Here is a 17,135-nt window from a genome sequence, read left to right as displayed (position 1 = left end):
TCACCGGCCCTCTCACCGGCAAGGAAAAGCTCAGACGAGACATCGGCTACACCACCCGCTGCCGGCCCGCGGCCGACTGGATGAGACCGTTGGGACGGAAGACGAGAACCAGAACGAGGATCCCGAAGACGAACGCGTCACGATACGACCGCACCTCCAGCGGCAGCGCGGCTTGGAAAACCATGGTGAGGCCGCCCAGGATGTAGGCCCCGGCAACGGCGCCCGCCATGCTGCCCATGCCACCGAGAATCGTCGCGACGAAGGCGGCGAACACCGGCCCGGTTCCCATGCCCGTTGAAACCAGGCCCGTCTGGGAAGTGAGCAGCAGGCTGCCGACGAACGCCAGCAGGCCACTTATCGCGAAGGCTGCGGCGATGACCCGGTTCGCGGGGACGCCGAGGCACCGTGCCATGCGGAAGTTCTCGGCCGCGGCGCGGATTTGAACACCCATCGAGGTGCGCTTCAGAAACAGCGGCAGCGCGATCAGGCAGATCGCCGTGAGCGATATCGAGACGATGTCGAGCAGGGGGACGGACAGACCGCCGACGTCCACCGGGGTCGCGAGCTTGGGGAGCACTCCCACGCTGCGGGGAGTCGCGCCGACCGCCACGATCGCGATGCTCTGCAGCAGATAGCTCACCGCGAACGACGTCACGAGCAATGTCTCGTCGCGCGCGCCGCGTACGGGGCGGAAGGCGATCCGCTCCATCGCCAGTGCCGCGACGATGACGATCCCGGCGGACGCCGCTATCCGGAAAACCGTCGGAAGCCCGCTGAGGAAGAGCAGGGAGAATCCGCCAATCATCAGGAGTTCGCCATGGGCAAAATTGATCAGGCGCACAATGCTGAACACCATTGCGACGCCGAGTGCGAACAGTGCGTAGAGACTGCCCAAGCTCAGTGCGTCGACGCCGTACTGGAGGTATTCCACGGCTCTTCCTCTCCGCGACCTTCTGGCTCAGTCCTTGGCGGCCGGGAATCGGTCGGGCTCTTCGAACACGTCGATGCCGACGACACCGGGGTGGTTGACGACGCTGTGGGGGACACCGGCGGGGATGAAATAGGTGTCGCCCTTGCCGTAGGTCGTGGTCTCGCCGTTCATCGTGATCGAGATCGCGCCGTCGACGATGATCCCCCACTCGGCGCCGTGGGTGTGCTCGCCGGCCTTGCTGCCCTCGGGCAGCTCGTAGAAGATCACCTGGATCTTGTCCGACATCATCCACGCCTTGAGCCCGTCCATCGGGACGTCCGGCTTGGACAGCTTGTGGAAGAACTCTGGGTAGGACGCGTTGCTCATGATCGTTCCTTTGGGTTTCCGGTTGGCCGGTGGTCGGTCACTGCGAGTTCTGGGGGGTGAGAGCGCCGTCGAGGCGCGGGGTGCCGTCCTGGATGCCGATGACGCGATACTCACGCGAGGCGTCCAGGTGGGCGTCCTTGGTGAAGCTCAGGCCGATCGGGACCTTCACATCGTTGAAGGCGTTGAGGGCGCCGGCCACGGCCTGGCCGTCGGTGGACTTGGCATCGGTGATGGCCCGTGTGAGAGCCTGCACGCCCACGTAACCCATCACGCCGTAGGAGTTCTGCACGTCGATGCCGCTGTCCCGGAACTTTTTGGTCAGGGCGTTGACCTCGGGACTGGGGTCGTCACCCCACACGGACGCCCAGTCCACGGTGTAGACGCCGTTCAGGTGCGGCATCGTCTTCTTGAACCAGAAGTCCCCGGCCATGCCGCTGCCGGAGAGGATGGGCGCCTCGACCCCGGAGTTGCGCAGCGACTTCACCGCGAGGGCGCCGCCGGGCGGGTACGAGCACAGCGCGATCACACTGGGGGCCTGAGGCAGCGCCTTGATCCGGGTCACCTGCGAGGCGAGGGAGCTGTCGCCGTTGCCGAAGGTGTCGGCGCCCAGAACCGTGCCGCCCGCCTTCTTGAAGGCCTCGCCGTACCCGTCGCAGAGGTCCTTGCTGTAGTCCGTCGAGGTGTCGATCAGCAGGTATGTCGAGGTGTGGCCCTTGGACTTGGCCCACTGCGCCATCACGGCGCTGTCACTGCCGACCGGGGTGCCCAGGGAGAACACCTGCGGCCCGAACTTGGCCCACTGCGCCGATCCGCCGCCGATCGACATCGCCACCTTCCCGGCCGCCTGCACGACCGAGGCGGTGCCACCGCCGAAGTTCAGGTCGATCGAGGTCAGCACCACGTCGGCGCCCTTGGAGAGGATCTCCTGGCCCGCCGTCGTCGAGGCGTTGATGTCGGAACGGGTGTCCGCGGTGACCAGCTTGAGCTCCCGCCCGAGCACGCCGCCCTTGGCGTTGATCTCCGCGACGGCGATCTTGGCCCCCTCAAGGGCGGCCCCTTCGTAGGGCGCCAGAACGCCGCTGAGGCCCGCGGCGACACCCACCACGATCGGCTTTTCGCTCGATCCGGCGGCATCTCCAGCCGGGGCGCCGGATTCCGCCGTGCTACAGGCCGTCACCGCCAACGCGAGAGCGCCGGCCACCACCGATGCCGGCCATGCCCGCCGGCCAATGTGAGAGCGCCGTTTCCGCGCCCGCCCCGGCTGCCCCGCGATCGAAGTCCGCATCTCCGTTCCGTCCTCTCGGCTCTTGTGACGCCCGATCCCATCAGACATCTGATGACTGGTCAATGCTGGATTCCTGTCTCGAATGTCCTTCACAGCTGCACCCACGTCGTCTTGAGCTGGGTGTACTTGTCGAAGGCGTGAAGCGACTTGTCCCGCCCGAACCCCGACTCCTTGTAGCCGCCGAAGGGCACCGTGATGTCCGCGGCGTCATAACAGTTGACCCAGACCGTCCCGGCTCGAACCGCCTTCGCAGTGCGATGCGCGGTCGACAGGTCCTTGGTCCAGACAGAGGCCGCGAGGCCGTACGGCGTGCTGTTGGCGAGCTCGACGGCCTCGTCGACGGTGTCGAACGGCATGATCACGAGGACTGGCCCGAAGATCTCCTCCTGGGCGATGCGCGTGTCGGCGCGAACCTCGTCGATCACGGTCGCTTCCATGAAGAAGCCCTCGGAGCCGTCCAGGGCCCGCCCGCCGCCGGCGAGCACCGAGGCGCCTTGCCGAACCGCTCCGTCGACGTAGCCCAGCACCCGGCGCATGTGCTCTTCGCCGACGAGGGCGCCGAGCCTGGTGGACGGGTCGAGAGGATCGCCGGCGTGCAGGTTCTTCGCCGCCAGGACGACCGCCTCGGTCAGCTCTTCTCTGCGGGAGGAATGCACCAGCAGCCGGGATCCGGCCGAGCAGACCTCACCCTGGTTGAAGAAGATCCCCCCCGCGATGCCGGCGGCCACCTCCGCGGTGTCGGGAGCGTCGGCCATGACGATCTGCGGGCTCTTCCCGCCGAGCTCGAGAGAGACCTGCTTGAGGTTGCTGTCAGCCGAGTACCGCAGGAACCGGCGGCCGACCGGTCCCGAACCCGTGAACGTGACCGCGTCGACGTCCATGTGGAGCCCGATCGCGGCGCCGGCCGTATGACCGTAGCCGGGGACCACGTTGAGCACGCCGCCGGGCACGCCCGCCTCGGCCGCCAGCTCGGCGAGCCTCAGGACGCTCAACGACGACTGCTCCGCGGGCTTGAGGACCATGCTGTTGCCGGCGGCGAGGGCCGGCGCGATCTTCCAGGTCGCGAGCATCAGCGGGAAGTTCCACGGAACGACCGCGCCGACGACTCCGATGGGCTCCCGGGTGATCGTCGCCAGCGTGTCGTGGCCGGTCGGTGCGACCTCGTCGTACAGCTTGTCGATCGCCTCGGCGTAGAAGTCGAGAGTTTGGACCACCACTCGCATGTCGACGGCCAGCGCGTCCGAGACGGGCTTGCCCATGTCGAGGCTCTCGAGCAGCGCGAGCTCGTGCGCGTCCCGTTCGACGAGCCGGGCCAGCCGCTGGAGCACGACCCTCCGCAGACGTGGCGCCATCCGGCTCCACCTGCCGTCGTCGAAGGCCCGGCGGGCGGCGATCACGGCGAGATCGACGTCGGCTTCGTCGCATGCCGCGATCTCGGCGATGGCGCGCCCGTCCCTCGGTGAGACGGAGGTGAAGCGGGCGCCGCTTCGCGCGCCGACGAACTCGCCGCCGATGAAGGCGTCGGTACGGCTGACGAGCGATTCGATGGTGGCGAGGTTGGCCTCGTACGTCATGGTCACGGTTGTGCTCCTGCCTTGCAGCCTGGCGTCGCGGGTGTCCCGCGGCGTCGGGGGGTCGCGGGTGTGGCAGAGGTCGCGGCTGTCCGGGGTGCGACCTCGCCGGGCGGCGCCCGGGACTACGACTTGTCGACGATCACCGCGACGCTCCCGCCTCCCGGGGGCCCCTGGTGAATGGCGGCGCCCGAGATGTAGACGGCGGGGTCTCCGAGAGCAGCCGCGAAGATGCCCCCGACGGTGGCCTTGACCTGGGCGATGTAGTGAGGGTTCAGGTCCCCCTGCACCTGGCGCCGGCCCCTCAGCGTCTTGACGGGCGTGGCGCACTTCAGGAAGACCGCCACGACTTTTCGCCGGATCTCGTCAGGGACATGGGTCTCCGGCACTTCCAGCCCCGCGTCACGAATCGCGCGATTCAACGAGGACACGTCGAGGACGTCCTCCATGACTGCGCGGCCGATCCGCAGGGAGCCTCCCGCCCCGGGACGGTTTCCGAGGAGGACGACCTGGGTTTCCGCGTTCTCGTGGCCGGTGGACGTCGAGGCCCGGCCCGACCACAGCTCAAGGTTCGTCCCGATGTCGGCTTCCCGCGGCATGGCGACGTCGCCGATCGCGACACCGATGCCGAGGGCGGCCGCGCCGCTGGTGCGTAGCAGGGTGGGCATGTCGTCCGCCCGCGTGAGCGCTGCCGGGCCCCCCTGAGGAGAGGCTGCCTCGGGGGCGGCCGGCATCTTGCTCTTGGCCAGGATGTACGTCGCGTCCCGAGGCGTGATTCCGGCGCTCGACGCGGCGAATTCGACCGACCGGGCGACGGCCGACACCATGGGCAGGCGCCCGGCCTCGTCATCCCGGATGACCGGCGTCTGCGAGGTGCCGATCGTCAGGCGTGACTCGGCGGGGTCGCCGGGTTCACAGGGCTTGCGGACGAAGACCACGACGTTCGGTTCCAGCAGCCCGACGGCGCCACTGGAGAAGACCATGGGAAGACTCCGGATCTGAGCATCCGAGCGTGTCCCCCTCTCGCTCAGCACGGATCTCAAGGCTCGGTCGGCGGCCATGCGCGTCTCGTCGTCCGTGGCACCGGTGCCTTCGGTCTTCCCCGCGACAGCGACGACCTGGTCCGCCGTGAAAGCGCCCTGCTCGATCAGGTCCACGACTCCTGAGACATCGGACGGATGTCCGAGGGAGGTCTTGAACACCGAGACGGCGAATGACTGGTCGAGCATTTCCACGATCTCTCCGTCCTGTTCACGAAGGCGGTTCGCTGCTCCTGAACGAGGACTGGCTTGTTCGGGCTTGTTCGGGGGCTTGTTCCGGCTGTTGCGGGGGCCTCACGAGCGACGGGTTCCAGGCGAGTTCTGGACTGGCTTGGTGGCCGCGTCAGCGACTGGTCAATAGATATCAGACGTCTGATGAGTAGACAAGGGCCGTTAACAGGGCGGTCATGTTTCGAGCGTGTCCGCGCGTCCGGGCTGTGCGCGGCGTGACCGGGGGCGTGGCCGGCCTTTAATGTCGGTGACTTACGGCATACTCGCGGGGTCATGGCAGATTCACGGGGCGGCAGCCGAGCGCTCGACCTGGACGCGCTGGCGGTGGGCGACAGGTTCAAGCTGTTCAACTTCACCCAGAGGGACGACTACGTCGTCTATCTCTGGGTGCTCAGGGCGATGGACCGCCTGCGGGCGGTGCACCGCGTCCAGGTGGACAGCGACGACGTCGCGGCGGCGATGGCGGAGCTGGCGCTGATCCACGACGAGGTTCCCCTGGTGGACACGTCCCTGCGCGGCCGGCTCGACGCCTTGTCCGCCGACGGGATCATCCTCCGGCTGGAGGACGCGTCCCGGGCGGGATCGCTGGCGCGCTACCGCAACAGGCAGTCCGTCTACCAGTTCAGCGAGCTCGGCTACCGGGCGTTCACCGCGGTGGAGGACGTGCTGGCCGCCCGCGTCCGGGACGCGAACCTGTCCCGGCTGGTGTTCTCCGACATCCTGGACGACCTGAAGTCGCTGGCCGTGGCGAACCGCGGTGGCGACGACGAGCAGGTCTACCGGCGGCTCTCCCGCCTGGACCAGGTCATGGAGGACATGGTGCGCCGGTCCGCCCGGTTCCACGTCACTCTGGGCGAGATCGTCACCTCGACCGAGGCCTCGCCGGAGCTGTTCCTCCGCTACAAGAACGCCCTGCTCACCCACATGACCGACTTCATGGCGGAGCTCGACCGCTATCTGCCTCGCCTGCACAGAGCCGTGCTGGAGGTCGAGGCGACGGGGGTCAACACGATGCTCGTCAGAGCCGCGGACGCCGACGACAGGCCGTTCCTCAGCGCGGGCGAGCGGATAGAGGACTGGAAGCGCCGCTGGGAGGTGCTGCGCGCCTGGTTCACCGCGGAGCCCGGCGCGGAGTCCGGCGCCGCCGACCTGCGCCGCGCGACCCGGACCGCGGTGTCGGGCGTGATCGCCCTGCTCCGGCAACTGGCGGAGGCCCAGCGCGGCGGCGTGAACCGGGCCTCGGAGCTGCGGCATCTCGCCGAATGGATATGCGACACGCCGGACGAGGACGCGGCGTACGCGCTGATGTCGGCCGCGTTCAACATGGGGTCGGCGCGGCACCTCGGCGGCGCCCACGAGGACGTCGAGCAGATCTCACCGCGCGCCACGTGGTGGGCCGCGCCCGGTGTCGAGATCGCGCTCACTCCCTTCCGGACGGGACGGCAGGCCGGTCCCGGCATCCCGCAACCGGTCCGCGCCGACCTGCGGGCCCGGGCCGACCTGCGCAGGCAGCAGATCGCGGCCAGGGTGGCCGAACGCGAGGCAGCCCGCGGCCTCGTGGACAGTGGAGCCCACGGCCGGGTTCTGGACGAGGCCGAGACCCGCGTGGTGCTGTCCCTGCTCACCAGGGCGCTGGAGGCCCGTTCCGTCGTCTCGGGCCGGCTCAGGTCCGCGACCGGCAGCGACGACACCGTGGTCCTCAGGCTCGTTCCGCGCTCAGGGGGCAGCAGCGTCCGGACCGCTCATGGCCTGCTGCACCTGCCCGGCTTCGCCCTGGAGTTCTCCGCGCGTTCCGGGGCGGCGAATGGCTGAGCCCCGCGCGGCCGCCGATGTCCCGATCGGCGACCTCGGCGCCTACCAGGACGCGGTACGGCTGGTGCTCACCAGCGACCTCATCACGGCCGTTCACCCCCGCCCCGGCGTGCTGGAGCGGGTGCTGCCCTGGGCCGACCGGCTCACCCGCGACTTTCGCGACCTGTTCGGCTACAGCCTGATCGCGACGACCCGTCAGGTGCGGCTGGTCCGCCGGTTCGACGCCCTGAACCCGTCGCGCGGGAAGGTCTTCGCCAACAAGGCGGGCAAGGCCTTCGACCGGAGGCGGCTGGCGTATCTCTGTCTGGTGCTGGGCTCCTTCCAGAGGTCACGGGTGGAGATCAGCCTGGCCGATCTGGTGCGCCTGTTCGCGCCGGTGGCCAACTCCATCAAGGGTCTCGGCTTCGACCCGGTCGTCCCCGGGCACAAGGCGGCGGTCGTCGACGTGATCGGCTGGCTGGTGGACCGCGGAGCGCTGAACCTCTCCGACGGCTCGGTCGAGGCGTGGGCGCGCGGCGACGGCGGCGACGCGCTGTACGACATCGACCACGACATCTGCGCGACGATCTTCCGGCCGTCCCGTCCGATACAGCATCTGACCAGCGCCGCCGGCCTGCTGGACGGCCTCGGCGGCCCCGCTGAGAGGCGGGTGCGCAGGCTCCTGCTGGAGCAGCCGGTGGTCTACTACGCCGATCTCGACGCGGACGCGGCCGCGGTCCTGCGACGCGACGACGTCGTGGATAACCTGGCGAGGTTCACCGGCCTGGTCGTGGAGCGCCGGGCCGAAGGCGTGCTGCTCGCCGATCCGAGCGGCAGGTTCACCGACAGGGCGTTCCCCGGCAGAGGCGGGGCCGTCAACCGGGCAGCGGGTCTCCTGCTCGCCCGGATCGCCGACCTGCTCGAAGAGCAGGGCGTAACCCCCGTCTGGCCGAATCCGCCCGCTGACGCCCCCGGCCGTCGCGTTGAGCCGGCCGGGGCTCCTGGCCCGTCCGGTTCATCGGCGGAGGCCCTCGCGCGGATCGAGCCGCCGGTCGAAGCGCTCGGGCGGCTCGAGCCGCCGGTCGAAGCGCTCGGGCGGCTCGAGCCGCCGGTTGAGGCGGATCTGCAGCGGGATCTCCTCGAACGGATCGACTCCGCGCTGCCGCAGGCCGGCGTCGTGCGCGATCTCGCGTGGTCGTCCGAGCACCGCGTGCCGATGCCGCCGCGCCGTCCCGAGCCGCTCGTGCTCGTGGAACGGCACCGGCTCAGGGCGCTCGTCGAGGAGCTGTACGACAGGTTCGGCGCGGCCTCGTTCACCAGCGCCTGGCAGCAGGACCCCCATGGGCTGCTCGACGCCGCGCTCGCCCTGCTCGCGGACATGCGCCTGGTGCGGCCGGTGCCCGGCGGCGTGCTGCTGCTCCCGGCGGCGGTCCGCTACCGCAACATCACCTTGGCGATCCCGGCCCCGCCCAAAGGCCAACTGGACCTGTTCGAAGGAGGGGAGTCGGCGTGACCCGGTTCAAGCCGTCCCGTGCCGGTGTGATCAACATCTGGGACTACACGGACGAGGAGTTCGTGTTCGCGGACGGCAGGCTGGTGCTGCGCGGGCACAACGGCTCGGGCAAGACCAAGGCCCTGGAGGTGTTGTTCCCCTTCATCCTCGACGGCGTGATCGACGCCCGCCGGCTCGACCCGTTCAGCGGCGAGAACCGCACGATGAAGTCCAACCTGCTCTACCGGGGTCAGGAGTCGGAGTACGGGTTCGTGTGGATGGAGTTCGCGGGCGGCGGCCGCACCGTCACCTTGATCATCGCCATGCACGCCCACAGGGACCGGCCCGACGTGAAGAGGACCTACTTCGTCACGGCCAAGCGGGTCGGCGTCGACTTCGGGCTGCTGTCGGAGGAGTCCCGCCCGCTGACCGAGCAGCAGCTCAAGCGGGTGCTCGAATCCGGGGCGGCCCGCAACAACCCCAGCGACTACCGGGACGCGGTCGACGCCGCCCTCTTCGGCCTCGGGCGGGAACGGTACACACAACTGCTCGACCTGCTGCTCGCGCTGCGCAGACCGCTGCTGGCCAAGGACCTCGACCCCGGGAAGGTCTCCGACACCCTCACCGCCGGTCTGAGCCCCGTCTCCGACGACCTGATCGAGCAGGCGGCCCGGGACTTCGACAACCTCGCGGCGGTCCAGCGCCTGGCCGACGATCTCGTGGCCGCCGACGGCGCCGCCCGGGCCTTCCTCGCCTGCTACGCGGACTACCTCCAGGTCGGCGTGCGCGCCCACCTCGGCCGGATCGACGCCCGCGTCGAGCAGGTGGTCCGGCCGGCCGTCCAGGTCGGGGAGGCGTGGGCCGAGATGCGCCGCGCCGGCGCCGCGCGGCAGGAGGCCGAGGAGGCGCGCGGGGCCGCGACGATCGAGCAGAAGAAGCTCGAAGGCCGGCTCGACGCCCTCAAGCAACACGAGGCGTACACCGCCCAGACCGAGCTGGAGGGCCTGCGCGCGCGGGTCGCCCAAGGGGCGCGGGAGATCGCCCGGACACGGGAGGCGAACGCCAGAAGCTCCCTCCACATCACCGATCTCCGGCGCGAAGCCGGCGAGGTCGACCAGGAGCTCACCGAGGCCCGGGAGGGGGCCGCACGGCACGCCGCCGCGCGGGCGGAGGCGGCCGGGCTCGCCGGGATCCCGCGGAACGAGGACGCCGACTTCCAGGAGACCAGGGTGCAGGCCGTCGCCCGCCTCCAGGACGTCGAGGACGTACGGCTCGGCCTGCGAAAGGCCGAGGACGCGGAGCGGGAACGCGAGCGCGCCGGGCATGCCGTACAGAAGGCGCTGCAGAAGATCGAGGCGGTGGAGGACGCGTGCGGGCTGGCCGAGCGGGCGCTCGGTGAGGCGCTCGCCCGGGCGGAGGGGGAGCTACGCGCCTGGGCCGGCAGGTGGGCCACTCCTCACACGGCCGCTCACACCGCTGATCCGTATGGGCCGCTGGTGAGCCACGACGACGCCGGGGCCCTGTTCGAGAGCCTGGCTCTGCTCCGGGAGGCGGGAGCGCCCAGCCTGGGCGAGGTGTTCGGGGACCTCACCGAGGCGCGGCGCACGACGCCGGCCACCGAGGCGGCGGGACTTGACGCGACGCTGGAGCGCCTCACCGCCGAGATCGAACGGCTGACGGCACGGCGGGACGAGGTGGCGTCCGAACGCGACGACGCGCCTCCGCTGGCCGCCACCCGTCACGCCGAGCGCGACGGGCGGCCCGGGGCGCCGCTGTGGCGGCTGGTGCGCTTCGCGGAGGAGGTCTCACCGGCCGACGCGGCGGCGGTCGAAGGGGCCCTGGACGCCGCGGGGCTGCTCACCGCCTGGATCCACCCCGATCCCCACCTCACCGCCGAAGCGGTGAAGCGGGCGGAGGCCGACGCGTACCTGCTGGCGGCGCCGCCGTCGCTGCGGCCGGGCGGGCGAACGTTGGCGAGCGTGCTGGTGCCGGAGGAGCAGAGCCTCGTTCCCGCGTCGGTCGTCGCCGAGGTGCTCGGCTCGATCTCGTTGACCGAGGAGCTCGACGTCGCCTCCCAGGCTCCGGTGATCAGCACGCGGGGCCAGTTCGGCTACGGCGTTCACCTGGGCGCGCAGGCCAAGACCGCGCCGGAGTACATCGGCGCCACCAACAGGGCGGCCCGGCGGCGGGCCCGGATCGCCGAGTACGAGCGGGAGATCAAGGACAGATCCCAGGAGCGCGAGCGTGCCGAGGCGGCGCGTGACGCGCTCCGGCAGCGGCTGGACGATCTCGGCCGGGCCCGGGCGGAGCTGAGGCCGGTCGGCAGGGACATCCACAAGGCGGTGGCGGCGCTGGCTGAGAAGTCGACGCTGCTCGCGGCCGCTCGTGATGAGCACGCGGACGCGGCGACCGTCCTCGACGGCGCGACCGCCGAGATGGACGCCGAGCGGCGGCGCCTCCGGCAGACGGCCGCGGACCGGAACATGCCGTCCGCGCCCGCCGAGGTCGAGGCGGTCGCCAAGGCGATCGGCGACTTCACGGCTGCCGCCGAACGCCGTTTCCAGCACCTCGCCGCCATCGGAAAGCTGGAGAAGGACCTCGACGCGCGGCGCCGTACGATCGAGCGGCTCGAGGCCGAGCTCAGGACCGCGTCCGACGGCCTGGCGGAGAGGGAGGAGGCCCACCTGGGCCTCGCCGAGCGCCTGGCCGCCCTGGAGGAGGCGCTCAGCGCGCCGCTGAAGGAGATTCTGGACCAGATAAACGAAGCGGAGCTGTCGCTCGCGGCGGCGACGAGCACCCTGCGGTCCGCGGACCAGCGGGTCCGTGACGAGCACGACGCTCTGGTGAAGGCCACGGCAGCCTGCGAACACGGGCTCGCCTCGCTCGTGTCCGCCGTGCGTGAGCTGCTCGACCAGCTCGCGTCGTTCGCGCCGTTCACGCAGGCGGAGCTGCGGCCGGTGCTCGGCATGCCGTACGAGCCCGTCTGGCCGGACCGCGCCCGGTGGGCCGAGCCGGATCGGGCCGCCACCGAGATCGTCGAACGGCTGGCCGAGGCGGACGGGGCGGACGCGGCGCTCGCGGTCCGGTCTGTTCTCCCGGAGGGCGCGGCGGAGCTCCTCCGTCTGTGCGAGTCGGTCACCTCCGGTCGGCAGGCGGGGGAGACGGCCCGCAAGAGGGCGCGCGACCGGATGTCGGAGGCGCTCAAGGAGTTCGGAGAGGCGCTGAACGCCTGCGAGGAGGACTACCGGCTCGACTGGGAGCAGGGAGAGTCACTGGTCATGGTCCGGGTGCACGACGCCGACGGCCGTCACCCGGTCGCCGGCTTCGCGCGCCGGGTCGCCGAGCGTGCCGAGGAGCAGGGCGTCCTGCTGGAGGAGCGGGAGCGCAGGGTCCTGGAGGACGAGTTGCTGGCCGGTCTGGCCCAGCAGATCTTCGACCGGGTCTTCCTCGCGAAGGACCTGGTCAAGGGCATGGACGCCGACACCCGGTCCAGGCCGATGTCGACCGGCACCACCGTGGGCATCCGCTGGGTGGTCTCCGACAAGGTCACTGATGCCCAGCGTGAGGTCTCCGAGTTGCTGGGACAGGACGGCCTCGGGCCCGCCCAACTGGCCGAGCTGCGCCGGCTCCTCCGGCAGATGATCCACGAGTATCGGGCCGGCCATCCGCGGGCGACGTACAAGGAGGCGCTCTCCACGGTCCTCGACTACCGCGCCTGGCGCTCGTTCGAGCTGCGGCTCAAGGTCCCGGGGGAGGAGGAGGTGAAGCTGAGCAGGAAGCGCCACTCTCAGATGTCGGGCGGGGAGAAGTCCGCCGCGATCCACCTGCCGCTCTTCGCGGCCGCCAACGCCCTGTACGGCTCGGCCGCGGCGACCTGCCCCCGCATGATCGCGCTCGACGAGGCGTTCGCCGGCATCGACGACGTCTACAAGCCGGACCTGCTCGGGCTCACCGTGCGCTACGACCTCGACGTGTTCATGACCGGTCACGACCTGTGGGTCCGGTACGACACGGTCCCCGCGGCGGCCCACTACGACATGCACAGCGACAAGGCGTCCCACACGGTCTCGGCCATGCTCGTTCTCTGGGACGGGTGCGCGCTCGTCGACTCCGCGGCCGGGTTCTCCGGCAACGACGAGCTCGCCAGGGAACTTCTGGGGTTCACCCCGACCCGGCGCGGCCCCATCGAGGCCGTCCTGGTGCCGATCGGCGGGGAGCCCGACGAGGACCGGGACGACGCATGACCGACCTCGCGAGGTTCGCTCGGCCGGATGCCCAGGCCAGCCCGCTGCACGAGGCCGAGTGGTTCCGGGCGTGGGTCGCCGGGCTGCGCCGCGACGGCGGCTTCACCAGGCTCCGGGACGCCGCCGAGGAGCTGAGGCCGAGGTCGCTGCCCTAGCGACCTGCTTGTGCCGCGCACGCATGGATGCACGGGAAATTCCGCTGAAATGGCGGGCGCTACCATACGGTGAAACATCTGCAAGGTAGGAAAATTCCGCGGCGTCGTCCAACACCAAAATAATCCACTTTGATTCACTTGGGCTACACAATCGGCTCTGACCAGGGGCGATGAAGATCGATTTGCCCCGTCCCCGCCCCCGTGATCGCCATTCGGCGGAAGGATGGCCGGCAGTTCTTTTGACCTCCGCAGTCTGGTCGACGCAAAATGGCTAAAGCGAGACGACTGCGGAATCGGGTGACAGTCATGCCGTATTCGGGCCGATGCGCCTGTGGCGGGGTCGGCGCCGCCGCGGCCGGGCGGGTCCTGATCCTCGCCCGGCCGCTTGACTGTCAGGCAGGGCCTTACCGTGCGGGACTCTGCGGATTCGGGCCGGCGTCCCCGACGTCGGCCCGGGTGACCGGGGCAGTCTGAGTACTCGCAATCGGAGGGCGCCGTCCGGACGGGCCGCGAGCCCGGGCCCTCCCCATTGCGCGTGGCGCACCCGTCGCCGCGTCATACCGGTTCGACCATGAGGAGAAGTCCCGTGTCGCTACATCGCCTGACCGATATCACCCTCGGCGTCCCAAACGTTGAGGAGACAGTCGAGTACTACACCACCTACGGGCTCATCCCCCAGGAGCCGGTGACTCCCGGGGAGCATTGGTTCGGCACCGTCGACGGAGGTCCGCGGCAGCTGCGCATCGTGGAGACGCCGGTCCGCAGGCTGCTCGCCGTGGGTATCGGCGCCGACGATCAGGACGACCTCGGCCGTATCGCCGCGTCCCTGAAGCGCTTCGACGTGACCAGCGATGTGGACGGCGACCGGCTCACGACCACCGAACCGGTGACGGGCCTGACCGTGACCATCTCGGTCGCCCCCCACATCCGCCCGAAACCCGCTCCTGATCCTCATCTGCCCAACCACCGGGCGCGATCGGTGCTCGCGATGTTGGCGGACGAGCCCGTGCGTCCGCGCAAGCTCGGCCATGTCTTCCTCGGATCGACCGACGCCGAGACCACGCAGCGGTTTTTCACGGACGGCATCGGGTTCAAGGTCAGCGATGAGGTGCGCAACGCGGCGACCTTCATGCGCTGCTCGACGGACCACCACAATTTGGTGGTGGGCGCGTCGCCGGTGAACTACCTGCACCACAGCTCGTGGGAGGTCGCCGACGTGGACTCGATCGGCCGCGCGGCGAAGGCGGTCCTGGAGGGCCACCCCGAGCGGCACACCTGGGGTTTCGGACGGCTCGCGGTCGGCTCGAACTACTTCTACTACCTGCGCGATCCCGCAGGGAACCAGTGCGAGTACTACTGCGGGATGGACGAGATCACCGACGACCAGGTGTGGGAGCCCGGCGTGTTCGAGGTCGGAGCCGTCTGGGGTCCGCCCATCGCCCCTTCGCTCATCAAGCCCGACGACCTTGCCGAGCTGATGGCCAGTTCGCACTGACGGACCGCACCAAGCCCGGGTGGAGCGCGGCCGGTTCCATGAGCTGCTGGATCCACGCGTTCGCAGAGTGACGCCCAGCTGGCTGCGTCTGGCGGCACCGCCGCCGGGCGCAGCCCGTCCTCCATCGCCGGCCCCGCTCACCCCTCCGCTCCCTGAGCATTCGCCGCATCGCCCCCAGGAGACCAGGAACTGATGAAGAGCGACACCATGTCTCGGCAGATCCAGCTCTACCCCGAGCTGTCCCTGACCCTAACGAAGGCCGGTTCCGGCCGACCGATACTCGTCCTGCACGGCGGCCACGGCCCCGCCAACACGGTTGCGATCCTCGACCACTTCGAGGCGACCTCCACCGTCATAGCGCCGACCCATCCGGGCTGGGACGGCACGCTCCGGCCGGCCTGGTTCTCCGGCGTGGACGACCTCGCCAACGCCTACCTGGACCTGCTGGAGGACGAGAACCTCGGCGACGTCGTGGTCATCGCGACGTCCTTCGGCGGCTGGGTCGCGTCCGAGATGGCGGTGCGCGACCGCGGCCGCCGAATCAGCCGGATGGTGCTGATCGACCCCATCGGTCCCGAGATCCCCGGACATACGATGTCTCTGGATTGGGAGCAGCCGGGGGGCCGCCCCATGCCCGCCAACATGCACGTCGTATACGCCTACGCCGGGCAGTCGCTGAGGGACCCGAAGCTGCTGCGGCGCCTCCGGCGCGTCCAGACGCCCACCCTGGTGCTGTGGGGGGAGAACGACCCGGTGTACCCGCCCGAGTACGGCAAGGCCTTCGCCGAGGCCTTTGCCGACGCCCGGTTCGAAATCATTCCTGGCGCCGGGCATATTCCGGTGAAGGAGGCCCCCGAGGCCACGTTGGCCGCCATCGACGCCTTCCTCTCCGCTTCGTGAGGCGCTCGGATGCCGGCGCCCGCGGTGCCGGCCCGGCCGGAGACCATTCCGGGCGGAGCCGTCGTGGCCTTCAGTCCGGTGGCCCGCGACAGCCCACCCCGAAAGGCCGGCAGTGAGTATCCGATCCGACCTGCTCGTCGAACGTCTCGACCCGGTCCTCCGAGTGACGTTCAACCGCCCGGACACCCTCAACGCGCTCACCCCGGAGATGCTCCACGCAGCGGCGGATGCGGTCGAGGCGGGCGGCGGAGACCCGGACCTCAGGGCGGTCGTGATCACCGGTGCGGGCCGGGCCTTCAGCTCCGGGGCCGACCTGAGCGTGCGTGCGGATCCGTCCTACAAGGGCGGATCGGGCACTCTCGACGGCGTGAACCGGCTGGTCCGCGCGCTGCGGGAGGTGCCCAAACCCGTGCTGGCCGCCGTCAACGGCCCTGCTGTCGGGGGTGGTTGCTCGGTCGCACTCGCCGCGGACGTCATCCTCGCCCGCGAGTCGGCCTACTTCCTGCTCGCCTTCGCCAACGTGGGCCTGATGCCCGACGGCGGCGCCAGTGTGCTGGTCCCCAACGCCATCGGCCGTGCCCGCGCGGCCCGGATCGCGATGCTGGCGGAGCGGGTCCCGGCGCCGCTCGCCGCGGATTGGGGGCTGATCACTCATGTGGTGCCGGATGAAACCTTCGACTCCGAGGTGGAGCAGCTGGCCGCACGGCTGGCACAAGGCCCGACAGTGGCCTACGCGCAGACCAAACACGCCCTCAACGCCGCGACCCTGGGCCAGTTGGAGCAGGCGTTCGCCATCGAGATGGCGGGGCAGACCATGTTGACCGGTACGGCCGACTTCGCCGAAGGCGTCGCGGCGTTCCTGCAGAAGCGGAAGCCCGGCTTCTCCGGCAGGTGACGCCCGGTGGCGTCCGGTCGAGCGGGTGGCCGTTCCACCATGCGTCCAGCCGGATCAGGATGAGCGGGAGCGCGGACCACGCTGACCGCGCCAGGCAGGGCCGGGCAGACCTCGCCGGGGAACTCGCCCACGATCGCTTCACGCCCCTGATTGACGCCTTGGTCGCCTTGACATCCGGCACGGTCTCGTCCGCGGCGGGAGCCCTTCCCCGCCGTCGTCGAAGGAGACCCAGCCGTGTGCGGCGGCCGAGATCGCCTCCGGCGCGGCGCGCACGCACTCCCCGGCCGACTCCAGCCGGTTGGGATCGCGGATCGCGCCCAGCACGTGTGTAGAGTCGGTGGGCTGGTTCCGTGTGCCTTGACCAGGCATTTCCCGCTCAGCTGGGCCAGCGGCACATCCAGCGCCCGCTCCTCCAGCGCATGGGCGACCACGCGGGACCGGAACTTGGACACCCCCCGTGTGGTCGAACCGCCGGTCGGTCAGGTTCCCCGCGAACCCGGGGCCGCCGCAACAATGTCGGCCGCGGATATCAATCACGGAGCCTTTTCGTATTAGACGGGAAACACCCGGTTAACCTAACGTTTCCCACGCCCGGGTGTGAGACGGCGACGAGAAGCCGTCACGCCTCTTCGATTTCCGCGCCGACCGGGTCGGCGCGCCCGGCCGGGAAATGGTTCCGGCTGAACTCTCCTCAGCTTCGTTTCCTCCGAATGACACAAATGCCAGGGAGTGGTGCCAC

The 17,135-nt window shown here is 70.2% G+C and carries 12 protein-coding genes; 7 read left to right on the top strand and 5 right to left on the bottom strand.

Annotation, left to right across the window (positions count from 1 at the left end):
* Window positions 1-46: 46 nt before the first annotated feature.
* The 5 genes from ABH927_RS23500 to ABH927_RS23480 form a co-directional block, all read right to left on the bottom strand.
* Window positions 47-931, bottom strand: coding sequence for a branched-chain amino acid ABC transporter permease (locus ABH927_RS23500; RefSeq protein ID WP_370024512.1), 885 nt, complete (start codon window positions 929-931; stop codon window positions 47-49).
* 27 nt (window positions 932-958) lie between these two features.
* Window positions 959-1,297 (bottom strand): cupin domain-containing protein, encoded by a 339-nt coding sequence (locus ABH927_RS23495; RefSeq protein ID WP_370024510.1) that lies wholly within the window; start codon window positions 1,295-1,297, stop codon window positions 959-961.
* Window positions 1,298-1,334: 37 nt separating this feature from the next.
* The gene (locus tag ABH927_RS23490; RefSeq protein ID WP_370024508.1) at window positions 1,335-2,402 is read right to left on the bottom strand and encodes an ABC transporter substrate-binding protein; all 1,068 of its coding nucleotides are present in this window, start codon (window positions 2,400-2,402) and stop codon (window positions 1,335-1,337) included.
* Window positions 2,403-2,671: 269 nt separating this feature from the next.
* Window positions 2,672-4,156: an aldehyde dehydrogenase gene (locus ABH927_RS23485; RefSeq protein ID WP_370024547.1), complete on the bottom strand. Its 1,485-nt coding sequence runs from the start codon at window positions 4,154-4,156 to the stop codon at window positions 2,672-2,674.
* A gap of 122 nt (window positions 4,157-4,278) precedes the next feature.
* Window positions 4,279-5,382 (bottom strand): ring-opening amidohydrolase, encoded by a 1,104-nt coding sequence (locus ABH927_RS23480; protein ID WP_370024545.1) that lies wholly within the window; start codon window positions 5,380-5,382, stop codon window positions 4,279-4,281.
* A 315-nt stretch (window positions 5,383-5,697) separates the two neighbouring features.
* On the opposite strand from ABH927_RS23480, the gene ABH927_RS23475 reads away from it, so the two are divergent.
* The 7 genes from ABH927_RS23475 to ABH927_RS23445 all read left to right on the top strand — a co-directional run bounded on the left by ABH927_RS23475 (window position 5,698) and on the right by ABH927_RS23445 (window position 16,396).
* On the top strand, window positions 5,698-7,236 hold the full coding sequence (locus tag ABH927_RS23475; protein ID WP_370024507.1) for a TIGR02677 family protein: 1,539 nt from the start codon (window positions 5,698-5,700) through the stop codon (window positions 7,234-7,236).
* Window positions 7,229-8,728, top strand: a complete 1,500-nt coding sequence (locus tag ABH927_RS23470; RefSeq protein WP_370024506.1) for a DUF2398 family protein — start codon at window positions 7,229-7,231, stop codon at window positions 8,726-8,728. Before ABH927_RS23475 ends, ABH927_RS23470 begins: the two co-directional genes overlap by 8 nt.
* The gene (locus ABH927_RS23465) at window positions 8,725-12,951 is read left to right on the top strand and encodes an SbcC/MukB-like Walker B domain-containing protein (protein WP_370024504.1); all 4,227 of its coding nucleotides are present in this window, start codon (window positions 8,725-8,727) and stop codon (window positions 12,949-12,951) included. Before ABH927_RS23470 ends, ABH927_RS23465 begins: the two co-directional genes overlap by 4 nt.
* Window positions 12,948-13,106 (top strand): hypothetical protein, encoded by a 159-nt coding sequence (locus tag ABH927_RS23460; protein WP_370024502.1) that lies wholly within the window; start codon window positions 12,948-12,950, stop codon window positions 13,104-13,106. The genes ABH927_RS23465 and ABH927_RS23460 overlap by 4 nt, the downstream gene beginning before the upstream one ends.
* A gap of 586 nt (window positions 13,107-13,692) precedes the next feature.
* Entirely contained in the window at window positions 13,693-14,601 is a 909-nt protein-coding gene (locus tag ABH927_RS23455; protein ID WP_370024500.1) for a VOC family protein, read from the top strand.
* A gap of 192 nt (window positions 14,602-14,793) precedes the next feature.
* On the top strand, window positions 14,794-15,501 hold the full coding sequence (locus tag ABH927_RS23450; RefSeq protein ID WP_370024498.1) for an alpha/beta fold hydrolase: 708 nt from the start codon (window positions 14,794-14,796) through the stop codon (window positions 15,499-15,501).
* Between the two features lie 112 nt (window positions 15,502-15,613).
* Window positions 15,614-16,396, top strand: a complete 783-nt coding sequence (locus ABH927_RS23445; RefSeq protein ID WP_370024496.1) for an enoyl-CoA hydratase — start codon at window positions 15,614-15,616, stop codon at window positions 16,394-16,396.
* The last annotated feature ends 739 nt before the right edge of the window (window positions 16,397-17,135 follow it).

It is taken from the genome of Planotetraspora sp. GP83, assembly GCF_041262585.1.
Classification (GTDB): domain Bacteria; phylum Actinomycetota; class Actinomycetes; order Streptosporangiales; family Streptosporangiaceae; genus JAOEGB01.
This window is presented reverse-complemented; position numbering and strand designations above follow the sequence as displayed.